Source organism: Nonomuraea sp. NPDC050383 (assembly GCF_044459125.1).
Lineage (GTDB): Bacteria > Actinomycetota > Actinomycetes > Streptosporangiales > Streptosporangiaceae > Nonomuraea.
In genome coordinates this window covers 120,087-146,185 of the sequence record NZ_JBITIP010000015.1, presented here as the reverse complement: position 1 = coordinate 146,185, position 26,099 = coordinate 120,087, and the positions used below count along the sequence as shown (strand labels likewise).

Genomic DNA, 26,099 nt, shown 5'->3' with positions numbered 1-26,099 from the left:
GGCTGCCATGCCGTACGAAGTGCGGGGCGTCATCGCCCGAGGTAAAGGCCGGGAAGTCTCCGTCGAGAACGTGATCGTGCCCGATCCCGGGCCGGGGGAGGCCGTCGTCGCCGTGCAGGCGTGCGGGGTGTGCCACACCGACCTCCACTACCGGGAGGGCGGCATCAGCGACGACTTCCCGTTCCTGCTCGGCCACGAGGCGGCGGGCGTCGTGGAGGCCGTCGGCGAGGGCGTGACCGGGATCGAGCCGGGCGACTTCGTCATCCTCAACTGGCGGGCGGTGTGCGGCCAGTGCCGCGCCTGCCTGCGCGGCCGGCCGTGGTACTGCTTCGCCACCCACAACGCCACCCAGAAGATGACGCTGGAGGACGGCACCGAGCTGTCGCCCGCGCTCGGCATCGGCGCGTTCCTCGGCAAGACCCTCGTGGCGGCGGGCCAGTGCACCAAGGTCTCGCCCGAAGCGCCGGCGGCCGTCGCCGGCCTGCTGGGCTGCGGCGTCATGGCGGGGCTCGGCGCCGCGATCAACACCGGCGGCGTCACGCGCGGCGACTCGGTCGCGGTCATCGGATGCGGCGGGGTCGGCGGGGCGGCCGTCCTGGGCGCCTCGCTGGCCGGCGCGTCGAAGATCATCGCCATCGACGTGGACGACCGCAAGCTGGGCTGGGCCCGCGACTTCGGGGCCACCCACACGGTCAACTCCCGCGAGAGCGACCCGGTCGAGGCCGTGCGCGACCTCACGGGCGGGTTCGGGGCCGACGTGGTCATCGAGGCGGTCGGCCGGCCCGAGACGTACAAGCAGGCCTTCTACGCCCGCGACCTGGCCGGCACGGTCGTGCTCGTCGGGGTGCCCACCCCGGAGATGACGCTGGAGCTGCCGCTGCTCGACGTCTTCGGCCGCGGCGGGGCGCTGAAGTCCTCCTGGTACGGCGACTGCCTGCCGAGCCGCGACTTCCCCATGCTCATCGACCTCTACCTGCAGGGCCGGCTGCCGCTCGACAAGTTCGTCACCGAGACCATCGCGCTCGACGAGGTCGAGGAGGCGTTCGCCAAGATGGGCCGCGGCGAGGTGCTGCGATCGGTGGTGGTCCTCTAAATGCTCGACAAGGTCATCACTTCGGGGACGTTCACGCTCGACGGCGGTACCTGGGACGTCGACAACAACGTCTGGCTGGCCGGCGACGCGCGCCGGGTGCTCGTCATCGACGCCGCCCACGACGCCCGCGCCATCGCCGAGCGCGTCGGCGGGCGCACCGTCACCGCCATCGTCTGCACGCACGCGCACAACGACCACATCAACGCCGCCCGCGAGCTGGCCGAGCTGACCGGCGCGCCGATCCGGCTGCACCCCGCCGACCAGGTGCTCTGGGAGCAGGTGTACGGCGACGCGGTGCCGTACGAGCCGCTGGCCGACGGCGAGAAGCTGGAGGCCGGCGGCGTCACGCTGGAGGTGCTGCACACCCCCGGCCACTCCCCGGGCGCGGTGTGCCTGCACGCGCCCGACCTGGGCGTGCTGTTCAGCGGCGACACCCTGTTCAAGGGCGGCCCCGGCGCGACCGGCCGGTCCTACTCCTCGTTCGACACGATCATCGCCTCGATCCGCGACCGGCTGCTGACGCTGCCGCCCGAGACCGTCGTCCACACCGGCCACGGCGAGTCCACCTCCATCCGCGCCGAGGCCCCCCACCTGGAGGAATGGCTGGCCAGAGGACACTGAACCCTTACCTCGGTGTGGCGGAGGTAACGTAGGCAAGCCTTACCAAACTGGGTTACATTAGGCATGCCTAACCTACGGACCGTCCAGAGAGTGAGGCTTCCCCCGCATGTACGTGTGCGTCTGTCGTGCCGTGACCGAGAACGAGGTGCACGACTGCATCGCCGCCGGCGCGCGCAGCGCCCGGCAGGTGCGCGACACCACTGGTGCCGGTGGGGACTGTGCCTCTTGTGTCCGGAAAATCTGTGCGATGCTGAAACGGTCTGAGGAACTGACGACCGCATAGCACGAGGGGCCCGTACATGCAGGGCGACAAGCAGATCATCGAGTTGCTCAACGAGCAGCTGACGGCGGAGCTGACCGCCATCAACCAGTACTTTTTGCACGCCAAGATGCAGGAGAACTGGGGCTACACGAAGCTGGCCAAGCACACCCGCGACGAGTCGTTCGAGGAGATGCGGCACGCCGAGCGCCTGACGGACCGCATCCTCTTCCTCGAAGGGCTGCCCAATTACCAGCGGCTCGGCACGCTGCACATCGGGCAGACCGTCGAGGAGCAGCTCAAGGCCGACCTGGAGATCGAGCTGTCGGTGGTGCAGCGGCTGCGCCCGGCCATCCAGCTCATGCGCGAGAAGGGTGATGTCACCTCGGCCCGCATCTTCGAGGAGATCCTGGCCGACGAGGAGCACCACATCGACTACCTGGAGACGGAGCTGGCGCTCATCCACAGCCTGGGCGAGCAGCTCTACCTCGCCCGCTACACGGAGCCGTCGTCCGTCTGACGTCCGTTCGCGCGACACGCCCGCCGGGGCCCCCTCCGGCGGGCGTCGCCGTCTCCGGGCGGGGTGCGCGCCGCCGGAGGCACAGGACACGGCCGTACATTCCCGGACGGATTTTATGAACGACACGCCCGAGTGCGACACGCCCGGCGCGGTACGGCATTTCGCGCCGCTGGACGCGCTCATTCGCCGTCCCGGCCGCTAATCGCGGTAATTTAAGCCCGGCTAACCGATATTTATCAGCGTTTGCCCAGGTCAATGGATAGGTCAACGACAAGTCAAACCGTGCGCTGTGCCCGGGAAACGATCGCTTAAGGTCCTACGATCGCTTCATGACCTGCGTACTTCTCGCCGAGGATGACACCTCGATTTCCGAGCCGCTCGCGCGCGCGCTTCGCCGTGAGGGCTATCAGGTTGAGGTGAGCCCCGACGGCCCGCAGGCCCTGGAAAGGGCTCTGTCGGGGGGCATCGACCTGATCGTTCTTGACCTCGGCCTGCCAGAGATGGACGGGCTGGAGGTCGCCCGCCGGATCCGCGCCGAAGGACACGGCACTCCGGTTCTCATACTCACCGCCCGCGTCGACGAGGTCGACACGGTCGTCGGCCTCGACGCCGGCGCCGACGACTACGTCACCAAGCCGTTCCGCCTGGCCGAACTGCTCGCCCGGGTGCGCGCGCTGCTGCGCCGAGGCACGTCCGAGACTCCGGTGGTCCAGGGCGTGCGCATCGACGCGGACTCCCGCCGCGCCTGGATGGGGGAGAAGGAGCTGCATCTGACGACCAAGGAGTTCGACCTGCTGCGCGTGCTGGTCCGCGACGCCGGCAAGGTGGTCACCCGCGAGCAGATCATGCGCGAGGTGTGGGACACCAACTGGTGGGGCTCGACCAAGACGCTCGACATGCACATCTCGTGGCTGCGCCGCAAGCTCGGCGACGACGCGGCGAAGCCCCGCTACATCACCACCGTCCGGGGAGTCGGCTTCCGCTTCGAACGCGAGTAGGCGATGCGCCGCCGCCTGCTCACTTCCACTCTGGTCGTCGCGGTCATCGCGGTCCTGCTGCTGGGGGTCCCCCTGGGCATCGTGGTCAGCCGCCTGATCGTGGACGAGGCGGCCCAGGAGCTCAGGGCGGAGGCGACGCGACTGGTGGGGGAGGTGGAGTACTCCCGCATCCAGGAGACGCCGCTGGACCCTCAGCAGCTCGAACAGAAGTATCCCGGCCGCTACATCCAGATCTACGAACGAGCGAACCCTCCCAAGGCGACCATCGTCGGCACGGCATCGCCGCCGGGCCACCAGATGGCCGAGGACGCCCAGTCCGAGAACGGCATCTATGTGCGGGTGAGCCGCGACCGGGACCAGGTCGAGCAGGATGTCCGGGCGCGCCTGCTGCTGATCGTGGCCCTCGCCGTCGCGGCTCTGGCCGTGGCCGTCGGCCTGGCCATCGTGCAGTCTCGCCGGTTGACGCTGCCGCTGCTGGACCTGGCGAAGATAGCCGAGCGGCTCGGCTCCGGCGACGCCCGGCCGAGCAGACACCGCTACGGCATACCCGAGCTCGACCAGGTCGCGGAGGTGCTCGACCGCAGTGCCACCCGCATCTCGGACCTGCTCACCCGGGAGCGGGAGTTCGCCACCGACGCCTCCCACCAGCTGCGCACCCCGCTGACGGGGCTGACCATGCGCCTGGAGGAGATCGTCGCCGCCTCCGACCAGCCCACGGTGGTCCGTGAGGAGGGCGAGGCCGCCATCGTCCAGGCCGAACGGCTCACGGCCGTCATCGACGAGCTGCTCGCCGCGGCCCGCCGCCAGCGGCACGCCCAGGCGGAGCCCGTCTCCATCGACGAGGTGCTGATCCAGCAGATCACCGAGTGGGAGCCGGTGTTCCGCGGCTGCGACCGCACGCTGCTGCTGGAGGGCACCCGCGGGCTCAAGGCGCTGGCCACCACCGGCGGCTTCGGGCAGGTCATCGCCACCCTGCTGGAGAACTCACTGCGTCACGGCGGGGGCACCGTCGTCGTCACGACCACGCAGGGTGACAGCTACATCGTGATCGAGGTGGCCGACGAGGGGCCCGGCATCGCCGATGACATCGCGCCCAAGGTCTTCGAGCGGAACGTGAGCGGGGGAGGCGGCACGGGTCTCGGCCTGACGCTGGCCCGCGCGCTGGCCGCCGCCGACGGGGGCCGGCTGGAGCTGGTGCGCCGCCGCCCGGCGACGTTCGCGATCTTCCTGCGGCCGGTGGAGGAGAACAACCGGACGCGGGTGGTCAGCGGGCCCGCCTGACCGTGCCTCCTGCCTGACCGTGCCTGGCGTCAGCGCTCCTGGCGGACCTCGGTGTCGGGCAGCTCGGCCGGGATCGGGTCGGTGGCCTCCAGGAACACCCACCGCTTGTACGACCAGTAGCGGAACAGCGTGCCGAGCCCGACGCCGACGATGTTGGCGACGTTGAGGCTGAACAGGTCGTGCAGGTGCAGGGTGTACTTGGTGAAGCCGATCACCAGCACACCGAACAGCAGCGCGATGCCGTTGAGCAGGAAGAACAGGAAGTACTCGCGGCGCAGGCCGCTCTGCTCCCGGTGGCGGAACGTCCAGAACCGGTTGCCCGCGTACGCGAAGGTGGCCGAGATGGCCGTGGCCAGCACCTTGGACGTCATCGGCCCCCAGTCAAGGACGAGAAGGGCGTTGTAGATCCCCGTGTCGATGACGAACGCCGCGATGCCGATCAGCCCGAACTTGGTCAGCTCGTGCAGCAAGGACGAGAACCGCTGGTAAAGGACCCTGATGAAATCCACGTCTCCGGCTCGGTCCTCTCCTGCTCCGCGTCCTGACCGCCTGGTGTCCGCGTATGTGACAACTTGCCCACGGCCGGGCTGACCACACCAGCGTACTGGCCGTGGCCCCACGCACGGGCCGGAGCGGTGAAGATCGGGACCCCTACCAACACCCCCCTGAAAATCGGCTTATGCCCGGACAAATGCAGATCATGAGTATTACGCTGCGGAGGCAGACCGCCGGCGGGCCACGCGCGCCGGTGTCGGGCTCAGACGGACCGCCGTTCCCACGGCCATGACCTTCGGGACCCCACCGTGCCGTTACGACCGCTCGTGCTGCTCGCCGTTCTGTCCGTATGCGCGGCGGGATGCGCGGGTACGGCCCCCGCCGACACCGGTGGCACCGTGGCGGCCGAGCAGCAGCCGCTCCCGGCCCAGGAGTCCCCGCCGCCGCGGGTGGACCCGTCCACGGCCGAGCCGGCGTTCGGTGTGCTCACCGAGCTCGACGAGGCGTGGAAACGGCGTGACTGCGCCGCCGTCGCCGGGCTCACCACGTGGGCCGAGAAGCCGCTGGGCGGCCGTGCCTGCAAGGGCACCCGGAACGGCCGCCCAGCTCTCTACAGCGAGCCGGAGTTCTTCCTGCCGGAGGAAGGGGGCTGGTTCGCGGCGCTGGCGAGGAAGCCGTCGCCCGCGTACTTCGTGTTCGTGTTCGAGGACGGTCGCTGGCGGCTCGGCGCGGGCCCGATCCCCGCGCGCGGCAAGCCCGTCCGTCCCGGCGACGCCGGCGTCACGGCCGGGCCGGACCTGGCCACCGAGGCGCGGCTCGTGTCGCAGCGCCACCTCACGTACCTGACCGACCCGGCCGGCGTGAACGGCGTGCGCTTCCCCTCCGGCGACCCCGTGCGCGGGCTGCTGGACGAGATCGTCAGCCGGCCCGCCCAGGTCAGGCCGGACCGGCTGGCCATCGACGTCGAGCTGGTCGAGGGCCCGCCGCGCGCCGTCGCGCTGTCGGCCGAGTCCATGCTGGTCTTCGACGTCGTACGGCTCACCTATCGGCAGCGGCCCAAGGCCGGGAGGGCGGCGCTCAGGCACCCTCTGAAGGGGCTGTCGCCGGAGGGGACGGAGCTGGTGGAGCTGGCCAGCGTGCTCACCGCCGCCGACGGCCTCACGACCGTCGGCGTGCGCCGCGGCCCGGCGGGCTGACCCGGGCCGGGCCGAGCTTGGAAAGGCCGGGTAAGCTCACGACACGTGAGTTCCTACCGCCCCATCGGCCCGGTCGTCGGCGTGGTCGGCGCCGGCCAGCTCGCCCGGATGACCCAGCAGCCCGCCATCGCGCTCGGAGTGGAGCTGCGGGTGCTGGCCAACTCGGCCGACGAGAGCGCCGCCCGGGTGATCGTCGACACGCGGATCGGCGACTACCGCGACCTGTCCGACCTGCGCGACTTCGCCAAGGGCTGCGACGCGATCACCTTCGACCACGAGCACGTGCCGACCGAGCACATCAGGGCGCTCGCCGCCGACGGCGTCACCGTCCACCCCGGCGCCGACGCGCTCGTCCACGCGCAGGACAAGGCCGTCATGCGGGAGCGGCTGACCGCCATCGGCGCGCCCTGCCCCGCCTGGGCCCGTGTCTCCGATGTCGAGGACGTCACCCGCTTCGCCGGGGAGCACAGCTGGCCGGTGGTGCTCAAGGCGGTCAGAGGCGGCTACGACGGCCGGGGCGTGTGGGTGTGCCGCTCGGCCGAGGACGCCGCCGAGGCGTTCGCCGGCGGCGTGCCGCTGATGGCCGAGGCGTTCGTGCCGTTCCAGCGGGAGCTGGCCGTCCTCGTGGCCCGCTCGCCGCACGGCCAGGGCGTCAGCTACCCCGTCGTGGAGACCGTCCAGCAGGACGGCATCTGCGTCGAGGTGCTCGCCCCCGCGCCCGGCCTGGACCCGGAGCGGGCCGCGCAGGCGCAGAACATCGCGCTGCGCATCGCCCAGGAGCTGGACGTGACCGGGCTGCTAGCCGTGGAGCTGTTCGACTCGGGGGACGGGCTGGTGGTCAACGAGCTGGCCATGCGCCCCCACAACAGCGGCCACTGGACCATCGAGGGCGCGCGCACGTCCCAGTTCGAGCAGCACCTGCGGGCCGTGCTCGACCTGCCGCTCGGCTCGCCGGCCACGACCGCGCCGGTCGTCGTCATGGCCAACCTGCTCGGCGGCGACGACCCCGACCTGTTCAAGCGGTACGAGCACGTGATGGCCCACGACCCGGGCGTCAAGGTGCACTTCTACGGCAAGCAGGTCCGGCCCGGCCGCAAGATCGGCCACGTGACCGCGCTGGGCGACGACCTCGACGAGGTCCGCGCCCGCGCCCGGCACGCCGCCGTCTACCTGACCACGGGGGAGTACACGTGACCATCGGCACGGTCGGCACTGCCGGCACCATCGGCATCGTCATGGGCAGTGACTCCGACTGGCCCGTCATGCGGGCGGCGGCCGAGGCCGTGGCCGAGTTCGGCGTGCCGTTCGAGGCCGACGTGGTGTCCGCGCACCGGATGCCGGCCGAGATGATCGACTACGGCCGGCAGGCGGCCGGGCGCGGGCTCAAGGTCATCATCGCCGGGGCGGGCGGCGCGGCCCACCTGCCCGGCATGCTCGCCTCGGTGACGCCGCTGCCGGTGATCGGGGTGCCGGTGCCGCTGAAGTACCTCGACGGGATGGACTCGCTGCTGTCGATCGTGCAGATGCCCGCCGGGGTGCCGGTGGCGACGGTCGCCGTCGGCGGGGCGCGCAACGCGGGGCTGCTGGCCGTACGCATCCTGGGGGCCTCGGACCCGGAGCTCCGGCGGCGCATGGAGGAGTTCCAGGGCAGGCTGAAGGAGCAGGCTTACGCCAAGGGCGAGAAGCTCCGCCAGGAGGCGGCGGAGCTCCGCTGACCTCACCTCCGGAGGCCCCTGCTCGTACGTGGGGACCTCCGGTGCTTCTTGCGGGCCGGGAGCGGCTTCTCGTGGGCGGGGAGCGACTTCTCGTGGGCCGGGAGCGACTTCTCCTGGGCTAGGGGCGGCCGAGGGCGCGGTAGTGCCAGCCGGCGGAGCGCCACGCCTCCGCGTTGAGCGCGTTGCGGCCGTCGACGATCCGGCGGGTCGCCACGGCGGCGCCCAGCTCCTCCGGGTCCAGCTCCACGAACTCCTGCCACTCGGTCAGCAGCAGCACCACGTGGGCGCCGCGGACCGCCTCCAGGGCCGACTCGCCGTACTTGAGCTCCGGGTGCGCCTTGCGGGCGTTGCCCAGCGCGATCGGGTCGTACACCGTGACCCGGCCGCCCTGGTGGCCGATCGTGACCGCCACGTCGAGCGCGGGGGAGTCGCGGATGTCGTCGGAGTTCGGCTTGAAGGCGGCGCCCAGGACGCCGACCGTGCAGCCGTGGAACGAGCCGCCCGCCAGCTCGCGGGCCAGGTCCACCATGCGGGCGCGGCGGCGCATGTTGATCGCGTCCACCTCGCGGAGGAACGTCAGCGCCTGGTCGGCGCCCAGCTCGCCGGCCCGGGCCATGAACGCCCGGATGTCCTTGGGCAGGCAGCCGCCGCCGAAGCCGAGCCCGGCGTTGAGGAACCGGCCGCCGATGCGGTCGTCGTACGACAGCGCCTCGGAGAGCTGCTTGACGTCGGCGTGGGCGGCCTCGCAGACCTCGGCCATGGCGTTGATGAAGGAGATCTTCGTGGCGAGGAAGGCGTTGGCGGCGGTCTTGACCAGCTCGGCGGTCGCGAAGTCGGTGACGACCATGGGCACCTCGCCCAGCGGCTCGTACACCTCCCGCAGCATCTTCTCGGCGCGCTCGGAGCGGACACCGATGACGATGCGGTCCGGCTTGAGCGTGTCCTCGACGGCGTAGCCCTCGCGCAGGAACTCGGGGTTCCAGGCCAGCTCCGCCAGGACACCCGCCGGGGCGAGCCGGGCCAGCCTGTCGGCCAGCCGCCCGGCGGTGCCGACGGGCACGGTGGACTTGCCGACGACCAGGCACTCGCGGTTCAGGTGCGGGGCGAGGGAGTCCACGGCGGCGTCCATGTAGGAGACGTCGGCCGCATACTCGCCGTGTTTCTGGGGAGTTCCGACGCAGATGAAGTGGACGTCCCCGAACTCGGCCACCTCCTCGTACGAGGTGGTGAAGCGCAGACGGCCCGAGTCGAGGCCGCGGCGCAGGACGGATTCCAGGCCGGGCTCGTGGATCGGCAGCTCACCGCTGTTGAGCCGATTGATCTTGTCGGCGTCGATGTCGAGGCCCAGGACGTCGAATCCGAGGTCCGCCATGCAGGCCGCATGGGTGATGCCCAGGTATCCGGTCCCGATCACCGTGAGGCGATATGGCACGTGTGAGCTCCTTTCGATCGCCAGGCATGTTACCGGCCCGCGTTATCTCGTTCTGTGCCACCTGTGCCATTTCACAAACCGTACTGACTAGTAACAAACTGGTCGGACATCCTAGTATCTGGGTATGAGCTTCCCTCTCTACGCGCCCGCCGAAGAGCACGACATGCTCAGGGAGACGGTCCGGGCCCTCGCCGACGAGAAGATCGCCCCTCAAGCCGCCGCGGCTGACGAGGCCGGCGAGTTCCCCTGGGACGTCTACAAGGCCCTCGTCGCGGCGGACCTGCACGCCGTCCACGTCCCCGAGCAGTACGGCGGCGCGGGGGCGGACGCGCTCGCCACGGTCATCGTCATCGAGGAGGTGGCGCGCGCCTGCGCCTCGTCCTCGCTCATCCCGGCCGTCAACAAGCTCGGCACCGTGCCGCTGCTCCTGTCGGCCTCCGAGGAGCTCAAGGCCCACTACCTCGCGCCGGTCGCGCGGGGGGACGCGATGTTCTCGTACGCCCTGTCGGAGCCCGAGGCCGGCTCGGACGCGGCGGCCATGAAGACCCGCGCCGTGCTCGACGGCGACCACTACGTCCTCAACGGCACCAAGATGTGGATCACCAACGCCGGTGTGTCGGAGTACTACACGGTCATGGCCGTCACGGACCCGTCGGCCGGGGCGCGCGGCATCTCCGCGTTCGTCGTGGAAAAGTCGGACGAGGGCGTCTCCTTCGGGCCGAAGGAGCGCAAGCTCGGCATCAAGGCGTCGCCGACCCGCCAGGTCATCATGGACAACGTCCGCATCCCCGCCTCCCGCATGATCGGCGACCCCGGCTCAGGCTTCAAGACCGCCCTGGCCACGCTCGACCACACCCGCGTCACCATCGCCGCCCAGGCCCTCGGCATCGCCCAGGGGGCGCTGGACTTCGCGATCGGGTACGTCAAGGAGCGCAAGCAGTTCGGCCGCGCGGTCGCCGACTTCCAGGGCGTGCAGTTCATGCTGGCCGACATGGCCATGAAACTGGAGGCGGCGCGGCAGCTCACCTACCACGCGGCGGCCAAGTCGGAGCTCGCCATGCACGGCCGACCGCAGAAGGACCTCACGTTCCTGTCGAGCGCCGCCAAGTGCGCCGCCTCGGACGCCGCCATGGAGATCACCACGGACGCGGTGCAGCTGCTGGGCGGGTACGGGTACACGAAGGACTTCCCGGTGGAACGCATGATGCGCGACGCCAAGATCACCCAGATCTACGAGGGCACCAACCAGATCCAGCGCATGGTGATGGCCAGGCAGCTCCTCAAGTAGTCCCTGACATGCAGAAACGCCGCCTTCCGTATCGGGTAGGCGGGGTTTCTCGTGTTTAGAGATGGCTCTCAGAGGATCACTGTTCCGTCCTCGTTCCGTGGCAGCAGCTGGTTTGCCGCCTGGACCGCTTCTGAGGTCTGGGCCTTCGCCGTGGGTCCGCCTTCCTCGCCGCTGCTTTTGTCGGTGGCCATCCGTATCTTGATCCGAGATCCTCGGGAGGAGATGACAGGTTGGCCGGACGTGCGAGGGACCGGATCTGTGAAGAACCCGGCTGTGATCGACCGCAAAGGGCTCGTGGACGATGCAATCCATGTCTAAGTCGGGCGTACCGGAACGGGGAGATCGAACGAGTACAGATCCATGGGCGTGTCGGCTGTGAGGTTGAGGGCTGTGACCGTCCCCATCAAGCCAAGGGCTACTGCAGTGTCCACTACGCCAATCTTCAACGCACCGGTGAACCAGTGGCGGCGAGGAAGGTCGTGCGAGGGACTGTGGAGGAACGATGGCTTGCGAAGGTCGTCCCAACCCCAGATGGGCACTGGCTGTGGCCCGAGGCGCCTAAGGGGTGTCCGTATCCGAAGTTGGGCGTGACACTCGACGGTAGGCAGACGACGGAATATGCGCACCATGTTGCTTACCGGTGGGCCTACGGGGCTCTTCCTGAGGGCCGCGTCGTCCACCACACGTGCGGGCTAAGGCTCTGCTCCAATCCTGAGCATCTTCAGGCGGTGGACGCTGTTGCGAACCACTTGGAGATGAAAGAGCGGATCAGCCTTCAGCGAGAGATTGCGGCGCTCAAGGTTGCGATCGCGTCGCTCGAAGCGGCACTCAACGAGGCTAGTTCGCGAAAGGGGGCGGTAGGGGATGCCTCGATGGCCTAAGGACCGTGAGACCCGCAGGTGTGTTGTCTCTGGGTGTGAAGGGAAGCATGCAGGCCATGGCTACTGTAAGAAGCACCTGTATCGCTTTCAGAAGAACGGCGACCCGCTTGTCGTGCGTCATCATGTGGACACGGGAAACGTGGAGGAGCGATTTTGGAAGAAGGTGAAGCCGGGGCCGGACGGGTGCCAGTTATGGGATGGTGCGAAGTTGCCGGATCCTAAGCTCCCTGCCGAAGAACGATATGGCATGTGGACTTGGGACGAAGATGGCCGAACACTGCGGCAACTCGCTCACAGATTCGCTTACGAGCGAGCCAAAGGGTCAATCCCGGAAGGGGTGCAGCTTCATCACACCTGTGCCCGCCGAGCCTGTGTAAACCCTGATCACCTTCAGCTTGCGACGGCGCTTCAGAACACGGCCGAGAGTCTCCAGCGCAAGCATCTACGTTCGCAGCGAGATGCGCTTTTGGAGCGTTATGCGGTATTGATGGCGCAGGCTCAGGCGATTGGCTTACAGCTGGCGACGGAGACGCTTCCGCGTGACGACGCCTAATCGAGGTCACCCTGACCTTGAGCATGAGGACGAGGCATGCGGTCATCGATGGCCTTGCGAGCGCGGTCGTGGGAGCCGGGCATCATGTGGGCGTAGACACGGAGGGTGAAGCCTGGGTCAGCGTGTCCGAGGTATTCGGCAAGTTCCTTGACCGAGACGCCGCCGGCCAGCATGACACTGGCGTAGTAGTGGCGGAGCTGGTGCAGTCCCTCCTTGCGGGAGGTGGCGTAGCGGCTTCGCCGGCGTGTGTCCTTGTCCGGTGCCGGGATCACGCCTGCTACCACGAGAGCGGGCTTCCAGACGGTTTCGCTGTAGCTCCTGGCCTTGATGAACCGGTCGTCCGTCCAGCGGAACAGCAAGTTGTGTGTACGGAGCTTGCCGTCCACCCTCTCCCACGGCAGGGAGCAGGCCAGCGGGGGATAGGGCGAGACGTGCCGCCTGACGGCCCCGGCCGCCCAGTCAGGCAACGGCACGATCCGCTCACGGTCGTTCTTCGGTAGAGCGAAGACGTGGTCGGGCCCGAGCTTCTTAATTTGCCGCCGTACGCGGAGGACGCGCTCCTTGAAGTCGATGTCTTCGAGGGCCAGGCCGAACAACTCGCCCTGACGAAGCCCACACGCGGCCCCGAGCATGGGCAGGAGACGGAAGAGGGCGGGGTGAGCGTCGATCAGGGCGTGAACTCGTTCATCCGACCACGCTGTGATCTCTTCGGTGGTCCGCTTCGGCACCTGGACGATCGGTGACTTGGCGGGGCTGCGCTTGATCGCCTCGTCGGCCACCGCCAGGTCGAGGATGCCCTGAAGAACCAGAAAGGCCGTCTGTACGGTCGAGGTCTCGAAACGGCTGCTTAGACCGCTGATCCACGCCTGGATCTGTGACGGCTTGATGCTCTTCACCTGGCGCTTGGCGAAGGTCGGCGCGACGTGGAGGCGGTGAACGTACTCGTATCGGATCTTGGTTGATGGGTCTACGAGGCGGGATGCAAGCCAGCGTTCTGCGAAATCGCCGAAGAGCACCTTGCCGGCGTTTGGGTCTATGTAGTTGCCACGGGCGACATCGGCGCCCATGGTCGCGATCTTGCGCTCGGCGTCGGCCTTGCGGGCGTAGGCGGTCGAGCATTCCTTACCGTCGGGGTCCACCCAGACGGCGAGCCAGCGCTTGCCCGTGCCATGGCGTGCGGTCTTGACCTTTCGTGGCTTGCCGTCCTGGTCCCGGACTGTCTTGGTCCACAGGTCTTTCACGAAGGCCATGGCTACTCCTGGTCCTGGACCCAGGACATGACGTCCTCGGGCACGTAGCGCAGGTGCCGGCCGATCTTCCGGCCTTTAGGGCCGGTGCGGTGGTGGCGCCATTGGTAGAGCGTCGCGACCGGGACGCCGAGGAAGGTGGCTACGTCCTCCACGGTCCAGAGCTTGGTGAGGGTGCTCATATGCACCCTCCGGTGATGGCGGCGATGAGGAGTTGGTCGCCGAGGGAGTGGCCCTTGCCGGCGTACTCCCATTCGCTGATCACGAGGACGGTGTCTTCGTCGAAGAGCGGTAGGCGGCCGGTGGTGATGTCGGTGTCGCGGGCGTGGTGTTCTCTGGCTGCTCGGAGTTCGCCGAGGGTGGTGGAGTAGCGGCGGGAGCGGGTGGAGAAGTGGCCGCGGAAGCCGAGCATGTGGGCCAGTCGGCGAGACGGAGTTCGGCCAGGTCGGGTTCGCTGCCGAGACGCATGCAGGTGGCGATGAGGCGGCGGGCGTGGTCGCGGAGGTTGTACAGGGTCAGGTCGTCGAGGGGGTTGATGCGGCGGTCGAGGGTGCCGACGCATTCGGCCGCTTTGGTGGCGTACTTGGCGATGTAGCCGGCGACGGCCTGGTCGGTGAGGTCGCCGTCGAGGGTGATGGGGCGGATGTCGAGCTGGTCGCCCCAGCGCAGGACGTGTTCGGGCCGGTCGGCGTAGGCGGGGGCTTTGGCGGAGACGGCCTTGGTCGCGTGCTGGATGGCCATGGTCAGTACGTCGGCACGTCGCAGGCTGATCAGGAGCCCTAGGTGGCTTTAGGCACCATGAGGTATCAACCTACTCAGCTGAGCAACTCCGGCTGTGATCTTCAACGTTGTCGCGTAATCTAGGGCTTTCCGCTACACCTCTCCTGGAGTCCCATGTCCCTAAGGCTGCGGAAGAAGCGCAAGAAATCGATCTGGGATGAGGAGATCGACAAGAATTTTCCTGAGTGTAGCCAGGTCATAGCTAGACTACTTGTTCATCATCAAAAGAGATCTAGATGGCTTGCTAAGTATTCTACAGTATGGTTTCGGCTGTTCGGGGGAATCGAGATCGTGCTCGGGGTTACGCTTCCCCTTTTGTTCATCTATCCGCAGACTCAGGACAACACGCCATTGCTTGCGAGCGTAAGTGTAATTGTCGCAGTCTCATCTGCGTTGAGTGCATTTTTTGCGTGGAGCCCGAATCGTGGAGTTTACACCGGACAAGAAGTTGCGGTGAGTTCTATTCTGAGCGAATGGGAACTTTCTATGATCGAACTCCTTCTTGTGGCCTCTGAGCCCGATGTGAAGAAGCGTGCGTTAGATGTTACGAGAGGGGCGGTTAGAGAGCTGTTTGAAGCGCTTACTCAAGAGCATCAATCGATCTTTACGGCAGCGAAGACGCCCGATGAAATCATCGCTGAAGTGAAGCGCAATAAATTGCGTTCCAGTCAGATAGGTCCTTAACGGCAGAGGCATTGATCAAGGCTGAATTGGAGAGTCAGGATGGCTAGAGCGCCGTACCGCATAGCGCGCCAAGAGCACTTGGGGGAGATGCTCGACTATCTGGCAACTCTCGAACTGTTGGTTTGGCAATGGGAATATTATCAGCCCAGGAGGCGTGCTATCTACTGGGTCACTGAGTCGGGGAAGGTGGTGCGGCCGCTGGAAACAAAGCGAGCCGAGATTCTGGTGCAAAGGCTTTGTGATCAGCGAGGTATTGTCTGGCTTCCCGTCCCGTCTCCAGGTGGCGAGCTAGAACGGGCCGAAACACTGCGAAGAATCGATCAACTCAAACAGGGCATTCAGCCAAGGGAGGCTGACTGCGCAACGCAGATGGATTCCGTCACTGCAATTTCATTCGACCTTGCTGCCTATCCGGAGCTTCGAGAGTGTCTTAATGACGAACCAGCCAACGATCGATCTGCGCAAGTGTTTCGGGTTGCTTGTCGCTGTATGGAACCAGGGCTTTCCAAAGGGCATGCGATGTGGCTGCTCTTCCAGTACCCGCCGTTCCGTGACAAGTGTCTACAGCGAGATGATACTGACCGAGAGCTTAATCGGCTGATTGCAAGGGTCTACGATGGCGGCACCGATGTGCGTAGATCAGGCTCGTGACTTGGAAGGCCCGGCCCTTTCAGGGCATGTAGTTGCTTCGCTGTCACTGTTCCAGGCCGTGACGATCGCTCACTTCGGCACTCGTCGTTGTGGCTGGGGCGATCGGCTGCCGCGGACCGACTTCGTCGGCCCTTGCCACCGAGCCCAAGGGCTGAGGTCTGCTATACAGCAACCAGTACAGCAACGCCGACTCGCCTAACCGCACGGCGACCGTCTAGATCTGCTGGTCAGCTCCGGGTGAGGGCCGGCGACGTGCTGTCTGCCCTGCCCTTGTAAATAGAAGTTCTCCTGCGACCACCTGATCTGCCTACTCTGGGGCGACTTACAGTGCCCCTTCGCAATGGCAGGAAGGCAAACCCTGGAACAGGATAGAAATATTCCTGAGCGTGTAGAGAAGGCCACCGCCTCAGTCAATATCAACCATTTGTGGCAAGTGTTCCACTGGCAACCTGTGGATCAGCTTTCCGCCATCGCTTGGTACAAGCTTAACGATTTGGTTATCAGGCAGGGTCTGTAGCTGTTCAGCAGGGATGGGGCACGTCGGCCGTTGGAAGATGAATTGCTCGTCAATATCGAACTCGATGGTGTAATTTCCCAGGTCCACCACAAGAGGCCGAGTTTGGACGATGGCGCCGTTCGCGGCGGGCTCGGCTGAATCTATTAAGCGTGCTCCCGCTGCCGTTATTGAGATGCTGGTCCAATCCGATGAATAGACCTGGCCAAGCAATAGGTCAGCCACAGTTCCTATGCGTTGCATGTGCTCACGGGTGAGGTCAGCGAGAGGCGGGAACGTGACCCGCATCATGGTGTACTGCTGGAAGATGAGCAGCGCTTTTGCCAACTCCATAAGGTCGGCGGCACGCAGGGTGATCGGGGAAACGTCGTCGGTCACGAAGACTCGATTCCCTACTTCGCCAGCGCCTTGCACGGCGAGCACGGTGGCGTTGCCGGGAACGAGATCTCGGATGAACCGCAGTGCCGGCAGCACTTGTATAGGCGTCTTCCCAGTGAGGTCGTTGAGCGCGAGGTGGAAGCCGTAGCGGCCAGTTAACAGGTTAACCTTGACCACCACCGTGAAGGATCCAGCTGGATCTTGAGCCGTGAGGCTATACCCTCCTTCGGCCTGGCCTGCCGATCGAGCCGGGTTGAGGAGAGGGATGCGATGCAGCGCATTGCCACCTCGATCCAAGAGACGGACTTCAAGATCAGGCAGTTCGGTATCCACGCCCGCAATGAAAGAGATCAGCCCCGGCCCTTCGTCAGCCAGACCGGTGGGATCGTCGAGTATGGTCACGGTGCCGGGGATGTCCTCCAGCCTGGTCCCGTACTCCCAGAACTCGCGGACCGCCTCGGCTGCTGGCGACCCTTCTTGCGGTTGCAGGTGGAAGTGCGCCCGAATCGGCCGGAGCTGAGCCATGCCCTCTGTACGGGGAAAGGCGCGTATGACTACGCAACGTGCGGTATCGATGAAGTGGTACTTGGCGTACGCAAATCCGGCCGGCTGGACCAAGTTTGCCTGTCTGTCGCTGAGATCCGGTGCTGGCTCGGCAGTGATGGTGTAGCGATAGAACGGGTCAGTCTTCTCAAGAAGATCCTCGATCGCAGTTACTTTCGCTAGAGCCGCAGAAGCAAGAGACCTACCTGAGGCGGCGTCAGGCAGCGAAGAACCAATGCGCATCGCCTGTTCGATCAGGGCAAACGCACGTTCCTTACCGTTGCCGACGAAGTAATCGACCGCGGCCGGATGACGTGACGCCAGGACTTCGAGACGAGTCAGCCCCTCCCAAGCGGTTGGGAACATGTCGTTGGCAGTCGCTTGCTCGAACCATGCCCGCTGTTCACGGGTTGGATCCCACGGTATGAGGACTGTCCAGCGTCTAACCTTCATCTCAGTGCTGGCTACCTCAGCGCGGAACGAGGCGAAGGAGTGCAGCACCTGACTCTTCTGGCCAGCATTCAGGGCCTCATAGAACTTCTTGATCTGGTAGACGTCCCAGCCCTCCGGGGTCCAGATCCTGACGTCCATGCCGCCATCCCCCTGTGAGGGCGTGACGCGTTGGGCGCCCACAGGGGAGTCGCTGAAGAGGAGGAGGGCAGCCAGGTCTTCCACGTCGTTGCCGCTTAGGGCTGCCCATGGCACACGTGTCATAGCCGACACTGTAGGGCAGTCACCTCGTCGCGAAGAGTGAACGCATTGCATGGCGATACCCCGGCGCCGCGATGGCATTGGCGGCGTTTACCGAGACGAGAAAGACATCGCGCCGGTCCACCGGTTTGGTTACCTGAAGTCACCGCTCAGTCGATCAAGCAGGGGCGGTGTACGTGCCAAGGGTCGCGATCTTGTTCCGTGGCTGTTCCGTGAGAGTTTGTAAGCCAGCGAGAAACTATGACAGGTGCCCAGAGTTGTACGCCCAGCTCAGCGACTAGACCGAGGAGTTAGCCCGGGTCGCCCATGAGCACAGCGGAGATCACCCAGATCTACGAGGGGACGAACCAGATCCAGCGCATGGTGATGGCCCGGCAGTTGCTGAAGTAGCTCGTTCGGGTGTCACGGGCGCGAGAGGCGCGGTCCTCGCCTTCACGCGCTTCGCGCGCCGGGGGCTCGGGCAGTCACGTCGGGGGGCGCGGCCCCCCGAACCCCCGGCCCACAACCCGCTGCGCCGCCCGTGGGCCACAACGACTAACGACGCGCAGGCCCAGGAACCCGATGCCCCGAGGCACGGCGGGCGAGGTGATGGCCATGAGAGGTGCTCAGATATGCCTATAGAAGTCATCGAGGCATGCGGAAGATCGAGTCAGGAAATGCGCTTCACGTAAGTGGAGATGAACTCCCAGAGGATATCCCGGTCCGAATGCAGGCTCGCGGTTCTGTCGTGCCAGATGCCTGCGTAGCCTCGTTGAAGGTCGAACGCCTCTGTCTTGGGCTTGAGGCCGAGCTCGACGATCTTGTTGGGGAACGGGCCGAACAGCCCGGGTTTTCCGGCCAGATCCGCCTCGTTCCAACGAGGTCCCAAGGTGGGGCCGAGGGCCTCTATCGTCTCCTGTCTGGTGGAACTCAGGAGCGGCCGGTCGTTGATGACTGACATGTCACTCTTGTAGAGGACGTTGTAGGCGAGTTGGACGAACTCGTCGAGACTGGTTCTCGCCCAGAGTTCGCCGACCCTCGTGCGCCGCGAATCCGACGAGCCGAGACTGCTGTCCTTGCCGTCGGTCGTGCTCATCGAACGGCCCTTGGCGAGGTCGAACTCGCGGCCGAACTGGCCGACTCGTTTCTGCAGGAAGAAGGGGTTCCGTCTGTCCTCGGCGAACTTCGCGAGCGCGAAGACGGCGACCGCGGGAGCGGTTACGAGGAGAATCGCCGAGGCCCACTTGACGTCATGCCACCGCTTGGCCGGGCTCTGCTTCCAGGCTCTGCCCCTCAGGCTCGCATAGCTGGGAGCGGCCCAGGTCCGGGAGGCGAGTGCCGCGCCGGTGCTGAGAACGGCCATGCCGAATCCCATCTCGGCGGCGTGCTTCCAGTTCCAACCGGCACCGCTGGCCCATCCCGCGGTCGCCAGCACGGTTGTGCTCACCGCCCCGCCGGTCATGATCCGGGAGAATGCCCGCTCCCAGGTGGCCGACTCCATGGCCTCGGCCAGGCCGGTGAGCGCGGGTCCGCCTCGGCGCAGGAGCACGGGCAGCGCGGCGTGCGCACCGGCCATCAACCCGCCGGCGAGCGCTCCGTGGAACATGTCCCGAACCAGCTCCGCCGCATCGACGTCGCCGGTGGCGAACAACTGATCGATCGCGCTCAGTCCGCCGGAGTACATCGCACCCAGCGCGGCCTGCCGGATGACCAGCAAGATGATCCGCAGTGCCAAGCCCTCCGCTCGGAGAAGCCTTCGCACCACAACGTCGAGGAGCGGGCCGAGCCGGGGGGCCAGCAGCCTCGCGAGGAGCATCAGTGTCACCACGAACGCCGCGGATGCCACGAAGTGCCGTCTGGCCTTGACGATCGCGTCATAGGCGATCTGGCCGCAGTAGGCGAGATGCTCGCACCGCCGCCGCAGGTCCGCCAGCGGCCCCTTCTCGCCGTGCACCACTCGCGCGACCCGCCCGAACGCGGCCGTGGCCGGCCCGAACCCGGCCCTGGTCACGCGCCCGGCCTGCCCGGCGATCTGCTCCTGAACGTCGCCGACCACGCGTCCCAGCGCCGTCGCGGCATCGCGGAGCCGCGCCACACCGTCGAGATCGGCATCCGGCCACGCGGAGCCGAAGCCCACAGATTCGAGGAACCAGATCGCCTGGCGCACCAAGCCAGGTGGTGGCGTGGTCGTCGGCAGGCCGCTCGGGCCCAGCTCAGGCTTGTACTCCTCAGGATCCGTCAGCCATCCCGGGCACCGCCGCGCGTACGGAATCCCGAGGTTGGCCGCCTCGGCCGCGGCGTACGTGTCGCCGGCGACGACCAACCCGGCCGCCATCCCGCGTAACAGGTTCACCGCCAGGACGAGGTCGTTCAGCAGGTCGTCACGTAGCCGGGCGAACCCCGGCCTGTCCGCCTCGGGATGGCCCTCGAACAGCGCCCGGCCCAGATCGTCCTGACCGAAGGGCCGCTCATCCATCGCCCGGCAGAACGTGTCCACGCCCCGGGCCAGATCGTCGGCGACCTCCCGGACGCCTCTCCCCGCGCTGACGCAGATCTCCGGGTCGAACTGCGCTGCCCCCGCAAGGGACAGATCGTCGGCGGCGATGTCTCTTCAACCCCATGATTCGCAGCAGGCGGTCGGGCAACTCTAACCGATCAGCCATCCCGGCGGAGTGTGCGGCCGCTCGTCCCGCTACCGGCGCCTGAGACGCTCCTGGTCGCTCCCCTCCTGCGCCGAGTCGGCGGGCTCGGCGGGCGCTCCTTCTCATGGTCTTCAGATCGTTGTCCACCGGTGAAAACCGGGTGGAATTTCGCATCGCACGCCGGGATGCTGGGCATGAGCGATGAGTTTTGTCGGTGGTGCAGGTCAGTCTTTGCTGATGACCACTACTTCTCGTGAGACCCACGGCTGGGACGCCAGCCATGATCACGTCATGTCCGACGATCCCGATCGAGGTGCCGTGTCCAGCCCACAGCTCGACTCACCCGCCACATCAGCGACCGCCGTTCCAGGTCGCACCCCGGCCGTGGTTCGGCTGCTGGTGCTGGCCACCTTCGTGGTCATCCTCAACGAGACGATCATGATCAATGCGATCCCGCGGCTCATGGGCGCGTTGCACATCACCGAGCAGACCGCGCAGTGGCTCTCGACCGCGTTCATGCTGACCATGGCAGCCGTCATCCCGATCAGCGGTTGGTTCCTGCAGCGGGTGTCCACCCGCCGCGCGTACACCACCGCGATGGGTCTGTTCCTGATCGGGACGGCGTTGGCCGCCGTCGCGCCGACGTTCGAGGTGTTGCTGGGCGCCCGCATCATCCAGGCGTCCGGGACGGCGGTGATGATGCCGCTGCTGATGACCACGCTGATGCAGGTGGTGCCCGAGGCGGAGCGGGGCCGGGTGATGGGCAATGTCACCCTGGCCATCTCGGTCGCGCCCGCGATGGGCCCGGCGGTCTCAGGGGTGATCCTCCAATTCGGGTCCTGGCGGTTGCTGTTCGCCGTGGTGCTCCCCATCGCCGCCGTGATCACCTGGCGCGGCCTGAAGCAGCTCGAGAACGTCGGAGAGCCCGAGCTCAGCACCATCGACTGGTTGAGCGTGGTGACCGCCGCCGCCGGCTTCGGCGGCCTGGTCTACGGGCTCAGCCGGTTCGAGGGCGGTGACGTCCGTCTTGCCGCCGCGATCGTGGCAGCCGGTCTGGTCGCCATCGCCGTCTTCGTCGTCCGCCAGCTGGCGTTGCAGAAGCGCGGTGCGCCGCTGATGGACCTGCGTACCCTGCGTCACCGCACCTTCACCGTCGCGCTGATCCTGATGTCGGTGGCCTTCATGGCGATGCTCGGCTCGATGATCATGCTGCCGCTGTACCTGCAGAACGTCCGCGAGCTCAGCCCTCTGGAGACCGGACTCCTCGTGATGCCGGGCGGCCTCGCGATGGGCCTGCTCGGTCCGGCCGTCGGCCGCCTGTTCGACCAGTTCGGTGGCCGGGTCCTGGTCATCCCCGGCGCGATCGGCATCACGCTCGCGCTCGCCGGCTTCACCCAGGTCACGATGACCATGCCGTACTGGCAGCTCCTCGGCCTGCACGCGCTGCTGATGGTGAGTCTGGCCGCGACGTTCACCCCGGTGTTCACGCTCGGGCTCGGAGCGGTTCCCTCACACCTCTACTCTCACGGCAGCTCGATCCTGAGCACGCTGCAGCAGGTCGCCGCGGCCTTCGGCACCGCGCTCGTGATCACCGTGATGAGCGCGCGAGCCGATGCCCTGAGATCCGCAGGCGTCAGTGAGGCACTCGCCAACCTCGACGGCATGCGGCTGGCTTTCATCATCGGCGCGGTGCTGTCCTTGGCTGTGGTCGTCACCGCCCTGCTCCTGCCGGCCCGTGCGGACAGCGTCAGTGAGCACGAGGAACCCGGTCGATGACACATGATGGGTCCATGGAGACGTTCAACGTTCACACGTGCCCATAGAGGCGATCGAGGCCGACAAGGAGGATCTTCGAGTCGGTCTCGGCGGCGGCATTCAATTCCGGGGTGAAGCCCGACCCCCCGTAACAGGCCAGCACGGTGTCACGGGTGTCGTAGCCCTTGCCTTCCAGCAGTTTCCGCGCCCGGCCCAGCCGCTCCAGGTGCGGCCGTCCCATCAGCTCGCCCCACTTCGCCTCGCCCAGAGACAGGACGCGGCGCGGTCTGCCCGGCTCCTGGGCGGCGAGGACGGCCACGTCGATCTCGATCTGGGTCCGGTTCGCCGGATCGGGCACGATCCCCGATCCCACTTCCGCCGGAAAGTCGCCGTACAAGCTCTCGTCCGCGTCCGCGGCGAAATCGCGGCACAGCGCCTCGAAGTGCGGACCGACGACCTGCGCCAGGAAGCTCTGCCGGACAGACCCCCAGACGCTCTCCGCCCGGTGGATCTCCAGCTCGGGCCATCGTCGCCGCATGATGGCCTCGTAGAAGGTGATCAATGGCTCCACGATGCGGTAACGGGCGCGTCCGGAACGGAACAAGTCAGGCTCGCGCGTGACGAGCGCGCAATCCTCCAGGACGTTGAGAGGGTGGGTGATCTGATCGGATCTCCGCCCGACATAGTTCGCGATGCCGCCGTTGGTGGTGTTGCCGCTGGCGATGGCGGCGAGCACCGAGTGGTAGAGCGCCGGGTCCCGGATCTCGGACTCCTCCGCCAGCAGGTAGCGCGCCTCGCGGAACAGCGGGGTCTGGGGGTTGAGGACAGTGCGGATCACCCATGGGTCGAAGTCGGCCAGGTCCGCGGGCACGTCGCCTTGCGTGAACTCGTACCGGTACGCCGGAGTTCCACCGAGTACGGCATGGACCAGCACGGCGAGTCTCGGATCCGTGATGCCCCAGAAGTTCGCTGCCTCCTGATAGCGGAACGGACGGATGACCAGCTCGAGCCCGGCCCGCCCACGCAATGGAGCCTGGCCCGCCAGCAAGCTCCCCATCACGGACATGGCTGAGCCGCAGAGCACGAGCCGCGCACCGCTCTCCCGCCCACTGCCCCCGGGGCCCAGCTCGCGCTGGATGATCGACGGCAGTTCGGGCGAACTTCTGGTCATGAACGGGAACTCGTCCATGACCACCGGCATGTGCCGGTCGCGGAACGCCCTGAACAGGTAGGTGATCGCGTCGTTCCAGTCTCTCGGCGGGATCTCGATGGTTTCGCGCGTGTAGCGCGTCAGCGCCTCGGTGAACAGCCGCAGCGACTCCGCCTCCGTGGCCTCCGTCGCGGCGAAGTACATGCCGCCGGCCGCTTCGGCGAGGGCCTGGAGGAGAAAGCTCTTCCCCTGGCGGCGGCGTCCCGAGACCACGCCGAGAGCCGCCCCGCCCTGGGCGGTCGCCGGCCCCTTGCCCACCACGAACCGGGACAGCCCCTCCCACTCACGGGCGCGACCGAAGACACGCTCAGGCTTGGTGATCATTACGTGCCCCTCGCGGTATGTGGCAATCCACAGAACTGTACTTCACGGAAGTATACTTCTGTGGATTCCGAGATGGCGGTGTGGCGCCACCGCGGTGTGCGGGCGACCTCGGCGATGATCTGACCGGCGGTCCTCGTCTTCACGCGCTTCGCGCGCCCGGGCTCCGGCAGTCACATCGGGGGGCGCGGCCCCCGAACCCCGGCCCGATCCGTGTCTCGAATCGTCGTGGCCTACGGGCGGCGGAGCGGGTCAGCCGTGCCAGGTGGCCGACGGATCGCGCGTCAGGCAGGAGGCGCGTCCGAACGCCCGGCTCAGCTCGCGGCCTTCTTGATGAGCTCGCCGATCCGTGCCTCGTCGGCGGGGGTCAGCTGCGTCAGAGCGAACGCGGTCGGCCACATGGTGCCCTCGTCGAGGTTCGCCGGGTCGTTGAAGCCGAGCGTGGCGTACCTCGCCTTGAACTTCTGGGCGCTCTGGAAGAAGCAGACGACCTTGCCGTCCCTGGCATACGCCGGCATCCCGTACCAGAGCTTCGGCGAGAGGGCCGGCGCGCTGGCCTTGACGATCTCGTGGATGCGCTCGGCGAGGACGCGGTCCGCCTCCTCCAGCTCGGCGATCTTCGCGAGCACTTCGCTCTCCGGGTCCGGCTTGGCCGCGCCGGAGCCGCGCCGCGCGGACGCCTTCAGCTCCCGGGCGCGCTCCTTCATCGCGCTCCGCTCCTCCTCCGTGAATCCGTCGTACTTCTCTGCCGCTGCGCCGGTGCTCTCGGCGGACGTCTGCGTGCTCTCCATGGCAGGTATTCCTCTCATACAAGTCTTAAAGGGTTGATCCGGACAATCTGATGCTAGAGATCCGCCGCCGGTGAAGGCTTCTCGAAAACTGATCGGTTGCCGCCCGGGTGACGACAGCGGCAGGTCACGGCGTGGTCGCCGGCGACGCGGCCACCCACGCGGACCCGTCCGGGTCAGTGAAGGGCCCGGCGTCCCCTGCCGAGCAGGAGCCGGTGCCGTCCATGGGACGCCGTCGCGGTCGACGCGCCCTCAAGTGCGAGGGACGCGATCGACGTCATGTCCGTCACGCCGGCTGCGGCTCGCTGACCGGCGCTTCTCGGTTCCTGACTGGTCTCGTCACCTGCTTGGCCACGCACGACGGCATCCCCGCCCCGGCGCCCGCGGTGCGGCGCTGGTAGACGCTGGGCGGCATGCCGACCAGCTCGGTGAAGCGGGTGCTGAAGGTGCCCAGCGACGAGCAGCCGACCGCGAAGCAGACGTCGGTGACGCTGAGGTCGCCACGACGTAGCAGCGCCATCGCGCGTTCGATGCGCCGGGTCATCAGGTAGGCGTACGGCGACTCGCCGTAGGCGAGCCGGAACTGCCGGCTGAGGTGCCCGGCCGACACGTGCACGCTGCGGGCCAGCGCCTCGACGTTCAGCGGCTGCGCGTACTCGCGGTCGATCCGATCGCGGACGCGGCGCAGTCGCGCGAGGTCGTTCAGGTGCTGTGCCGCGGTGAGCGCGCGTCCCCATGCGGGATGACACATGAGAGAACTCCTTTCGTCGATGTGTGCGAGCATCCGGGCCGCATGGCGAGGCGCTCGCCGGTGAGGGTGGAGCGGGGCTCAGCGAAGCTGCTGGATGCGGACCAGGTTGCCCGCGGGGTCGCGGAAGGCGCAGTCACGAACGCCGTACGGCTGTTCCGTCGGCTCCTGGACCACCTCGGCGTCGCCGGCCTGCAGCTTCTCGAAGGTGCCGTCCAGGTCCCGGGTGGCCAGCAGGATCCAGCCGTAGGTGCCCTTGGCCATCATCTCGATGATCGTGCGGCGCTCGTCCTCGGTGATACCGGGGTCGGCGGCCGGCGGCGCCAGGAGAATGGACGTCCCGGGCTGGTCGACAGGGCCGACCGTGATCCAGCGCATCTTGCCGTGCCCGACGTCGCTGCGTACCTCGAAGCCGAGGGTGTCGCGGTAGAAGGCCACAGCGGCGTCCGGGTCGTCATGCGGGAGGGAGGTCGTGTGAATGGTGATGTCCATGGCTGTCACGGTATCCGGGGCCCGGTGACCTGTGCTTCTCCAAAACTGATCGGTCCGGCCACCCGGGATCAGGTCCTGCCGGACGATGGCCTACGCGACGTCCGGGAGGGCGGGAACCGGGCGGGCAAGGACGGGTGTCCCACCCGTGAGCCGAGAGGTCAGAGCATGCCGGAAACGAGCCCGGCCGGCTCCGCGGTCATCGCGCGGTCCCGGCCGGAGCCCGAGGTGTTCGCGGAGATCTTCCGCAGGCACGCGCCCGGGACCAAGAGACTCGTCGTCCGCCGCCTCGGGCTCGACGTCGCCTGAAATTTCCCCCGTGAGAAT

The 26,099-nt window shown here is 67.1% G+C and carries 26 protein-coding genes and 2 pseudogenes; 17 read left to right on the top strand and 11 right to left on the bottom strand.

Going from position 1 to position 26,099, the window contains the following annotated elements; genetic code table 11:
• Positions 1-7 precede the first annotated feature (7 nt).
• The 6 genes from ACIBG4_RS31625 (at position 8) to ACIBG4_RS31600 (ending at position 4,772) form a co-directional block, all read left to right on the top strand.
• Positions 8-1,093, top strand: coding sequence for an S-(hydroxymethyl)mycothiol dehydrogenase (locus tag ACIBG4_RS31625; RefSeq protein WP_397204901.1), 1,086 nt, complete (start codon positions 8-10; stop codon positions 1,091-1,093).
• On the top strand, positions 1,094-1,714 hold the full coding sequence (locus ACIBG4_RS31620) for an MBL fold metallo-hydrolase (RefSeq protein WP_310708233.1): 621 nt from the start codon (positions 1,094-1,096) through the stop codon (positions 1,712-1,714).
• A gap of 106 nt (positions 1,715-1,820) precedes the next feature.
• On the top strand, positions 1,821-1,997 hold the full coding sequence (locus tag ACIBG4_RS31615) for a (2Fe-2S)-binding protein (RefSeq protein ID WP_310708232.1): 177 nt from the start codon (positions 1,821-1,823) through the stop codon (positions 1,995-1,997).
• Positions 1,998-2,013: 16 nt separating this feature from the next.
• Entirely contained in the window at positions 2,014-2,493 is a 480-nt protein-coding gene (bfr, locus tag ACIBG4_RS31610; protein WP_397204900.1) for a bacterioferritin, read from the top strand.
• Between the two features lie 329 nt (positions 2,494-2,822).
• The gene (locus ACIBG4_RS31605) at positions 2,823-3,491 is read left to right on the top strand and encodes a response regulator transcription factor (RefSeq protein ID WP_043620820.1); all 669 of its coding nucleotides are present in this window, start codon (positions 2,823-2,825) and stop codon (positions 3,489-3,491) included.
• A 3-nt stretch (positions 3,492-3,494) separates the two neighbouring features.
• Positions 3,495-4,772 carry an ATP-binding protein gene (locus tag ACIBG4_RS31600; protein ID WP_397204899.1) on the top strand — a complete coding sequence of 426 codons (1,278 nt, stop codon included), beginning with the start codon at positions 3,495-3,497 and terminating at the stop codon, positions 4,770-4,772.
• 29 nt (positions 4,773-4,801) lie between these two features.
• Here the strand turns inward: ACIBG4_RS31600 and ACIBG4_RS31595 are convergent, their stop codons facing one another.
• Positions 4,802-5,281 carry a GtrA family protein gene (locus tag ACIBG4_RS31595; protein WP_355440022.1) on the bottom strand — a complete coding sequence of 160 codons (480 nt, stop codon included), beginning with the start codon at positions 5,279-5,281 and terminating at the stop codon, positions 4,802-4,804.
• A gap of 294 nt (positions 5,282-5,575) precedes the next feature.
• Between ACIBG4_RS31595 and ACIBG4_RS31590 the strand changes: the two genes are divergently transcribed.
• From ACIBG4_RS31590 to purE, 3 genes are read left to right on the top strand one after another with little or no spacing between them, the layout of a single operon-like run.
• A complete protein-coding gene (locus ACIBG4_RS31590; RefSeq protein WP_397204898.1) occupies positions 5,576-6,463 on the top strand; it encodes a hypothetical protein in 888 nt (295 codons plus the stop codon).
• 45 nt (positions 6,464-6,508) lie between these two features.
• Positions 6,509-7,657 carry a 5-(carboxyamino)imidazole ribonucleotide synthase gene (locus ACIBG4_RS31585; protein WP_397204897.1) on the top strand — a complete coding sequence of 383 codons (1,149 nt, stop codon included), beginning with the start codon at positions 6,509-6,511 and terminating at the stop codon, positions 7,655-7,657.
• Between the two features lie 41 nt (positions 7,658-7,698).
• Positions 7,699-8,178 (top strand): 5-(carboxyamino)imidazole ribonucleotide mutase, encoded by a 480-nt coding sequence (purE, locus tag ACIBG4_RS31580; RefSeq protein WP_355440098.1) that lies wholly within the window; start codon positions 7,699-7,701, stop codon positions 8,176-8,178.
• 118 nt (positions 8,179-8,296) lie between these two features.
• Here purE and ACIBG4_RS31575 read toward each other — a convergent pair whose 3' ends face one another.
• Positions 8,297-9,610 (bottom strand): UDP-glucose dehydrogenase family protein, encoded by a 1,314-nt coding sequence (locus tag ACIBG4_RS31575; protein WP_397204896.1) that lies wholly within the window; start codon positions 9,608-9,610, stop codon positions 8,297-8,299.
• A gap of 124 nt (positions 9,611-9,734) precedes the next feature.
• On the opposite strand from ACIBG4_RS31575, the gene ACIBG4_RS31570 reads away from it, so the two are divergent.
• The 3 genes from ACIBG4_RS31570 to ACIBG4_RS31560 all read left to right on the top strand — a co-directional run bounded on the left by ACIBG4_RS31570 (position 9,735) and on the right by ACIBG4_RS31560 (position 12,332).
• On the top strand, positions 9,735-10,898 hold the full coding sequence (locus ACIBG4_RS31570; protein ID WP_397204895.1) for an acyl-CoA dehydrogenase family protein: 1,164 nt from the start codon (positions 9,735-9,737) through the stop codon (positions 10,896-10,898).
• A 461-nt stretch (positions 10,899-11,359) separates the two neighbouring features.
• The gene (locus ACIBG4_RS31565) at positions 11,360-11,779 is read left to right on the top strand and encodes an HNH endonuclease signature motif containing protein (RefSeq protein WP_397204894.1); all 420 of its coding nucleotides are present in this window, start codon (positions 11,360-11,362) and stop codon (positions 11,777-11,779) included.
• Positions 11,763-12,332 carry an HNH endonuclease signature motif containing protein gene (locus ACIBG4_RS31560; RefSeq protein WP_397204893.1) on the top strand — a complete coding sequence of 190 codons (570 nt, stop codon included), beginning with the start codon at positions 11,763-11,765 and terminating at the stop codon, positions 12,330-12,332. The genes ACIBG4_RS31565 and ACIBG4_RS31560 overlap by 17 nt, the downstream gene beginning before the upstream one ends.
• On the opposite strand, the gene ACIBG4_RS31555 is transcribed toward ACIBG4_RS31560, so the two are convergent.
• The 3 genes and pseudogenes from ACIBG4_RS31555 to ACIBG4_RS31545 all read right to left on the bottom strand — a co-directional run bounded on the left by ACIBG4_RS31555 (position 12,329) and on the right by ACIBG4_RS31545 (position 14,320).
• On the bottom strand, positions 12,329-13,582 hold the full coding sequence (locus ACIBG4_RS31555; protein WP_397204892.1) for a tyrosine-type recombinase/integrase: 1,254 nt from the start codon (positions 13,580-13,582) through the stop codon (positions 12,329-12,331). The genes ACIBG4_RS31560 and ACIBG4_RS31555 overlap by 4 nt on opposite strands.
• A 2-nt stretch (positions 13,583-13,584) precedes the next feature.
• On the bottom strand, positions 13,585-13,761 hold the full coding sequence (locus tag ACIBG4_RS31550) for a helix-turn-helix transcriptional regulator (protein WP_393180957.1): 177 nt from the start codon (positions 13,759-13,761) through the stop codon (positions 13,585-13,587).
• A pseudogene (locus tag ACIBG4_RS31545) lies at positions 13,758-14,320 on the bottom strand (replication initiator). The gene ACIBG4_RS31550 and the pseudogene ACIBG4_RS31545 overlap by 4 nt, the downstream one beginning before the upstream one ends.
• A gap of 153 nt (positions 14,321-14,473) precedes the next feature.
• Between ACIBG4_RS31545 and ACIBG4_RS31540 the strand changes: the two are divergent.
• Both ACIBG4_RS31540 and ACIBG4_RS31535 read left to right on the top strand, forming a co-directional pair.
• On the top strand, positions 14,474-15,043 hold the full coding sequence (locus ACIBG4_RS31540) for a hypothetical protein (RefSeq protein WP_397204891.1): 570 nt from the start codon (positions 14,474-14,476) through the stop codon (positions 15,041-15,043).
• Between the two features lie 87 nt (positions 15,044-15,130).
• Complete coding sequence (locus tag ACIBG4_RS31535) at positions 15,131-15,694, top strand: hypothetical protein (RefSeq protein WP_397204890.1); 564 nt, start codon at positions 15,131-15,133, stop codon at positions 15,692-15,694.
• A 406-nt stretch (positions 15,695-16,100) separates the two neighbouring features.
• Here the strand turns inward: ACIBG4_RS31535 and ACIBG4_RS31530 are convergent, their stop codons facing one another.
• The gene (locus ACIBG4_RS31530; protein ID WP_397204889.1) at positions 16,101-17,843 is read right to left on the bottom strand and encodes a hypothetical protein; all 1,743 of its coding nucleotides are present in this window, start codon (positions 17,841-17,843) and stop codon (positions 16,101-16,103) included.
• A gap of 303 nt (positions 17,844-18,146) precedes the next feature.
• Between ACIBG4_RS31530 and ACIBG4_RS31525 the strand changes: the two are divergent.
• A pseudogene (locus ACIBG4_RS31525) lies at positions 18,147-18,230 on the top strand (acyl-CoA dehydrogenase family protein); the annotation flags it as partial.
• A gap of 259 nt (positions 18,231-18,489) precedes the next feature.
• Here the strand turns inward: ACIBG4_RS31525 and ACIBG4_RS31520 are convergent.
• Entirely contained in the window at positions 18,490-20,316 is a 1,827-nt protein-coding gene (locus tag ACIBG4_RS31520; protein ID WP_397204888.1) for a sugar transferase, read from the bottom strand.
• A 436-nt stretch (positions 20,317-20,752) separates the two neighbouring features.
• Between ACIBG4_RS31520 and ACIBG4_RS31515 the strand changes: the two genes are divergently transcribed.
• The gene (locus ACIBG4_RS31515) at positions 20,753-22,237 is read left to right on the top strand and encodes an MDR family MFS transporter (RefSeq protein ID WP_397204887.1); all 1,485 of its coding nucleotides are present in this window, start codon (positions 20,753-20,755) and stop codon (positions 22,235-22,237) included.
• A 31-nt stretch (positions 22,238-22,268) separates the two neighbouring features.
• On the opposite strand, the gene ACIBG4_RS31510 is transcribed toward ACIBG4_RS31515, so the two are convergent.
• From ACIBG4_RS31510 to ACIBG4_RS31495, 4 genes are all read right to left on the bottom strand, one after another.
• Complete coding sequence (locus ACIBG4_RS31510; RefSeq protein ID WP_397204886.1) at positions 22,269-23,684, bottom strand: ATP-binding protein; 1,416 nt, start codon at positions 23,682-23,684, stop codon at positions 22,269-22,271.
• A 377-nt stretch (positions 23,685-24,061) separates the two neighbouring features.
• Positions 24,062-24,538: an iron chaperone gene (locus ACIBG4_RS31505; RefSeq protein ID WP_397204885.1), complete on the bottom strand. Its 477-nt coding sequence runs from the start codon at positions 24,536-24,538 to the stop codon at positions 24,062-24,064.
• Between the two features lie 283 nt (positions 24,539-24,821).
• The gene (locus ACIBG4_RS31500) at positions 24,822-25,286 is read right to left on the bottom strand and encodes a helix-turn-helix transcriptional regulator (protein WP_310708217.1); all 465 of its coding nucleotides are present in this window, start codon (positions 25,284-25,286) and stop codon (positions 24,822-24,824) included.
• 78 nt (positions 25,287-25,364) lie between these two features.
• Entirely contained in the window at positions 25,365-25,775 is a 411-nt protein-coding gene (locus ACIBG4_RS31495) for a VOC family protein (protein ID WP_397204884.1), read from the bottom strand.
• 165 nt (positions 25,776-25,940) lie between these two features.
• Here ACIBG4_RS31495 and ACIBG4_RS31490 point away from each other — a divergent pair, with 165 nt between their 5' ends.
• The gene (locus tag ACIBG4_RS31490; RefSeq protein ID WP_397204883.1) at positions 25,941-26,081 is read left to right on the top strand and encodes a hypothetical protein; all 141 of its coding nucleotides are present in this window, start codon (positions 25,941-25,943) and stop codon (positions 26,079-26,081) included.
• Positions 26,082-26,099 lie beyond the last annotated feature (18 nt).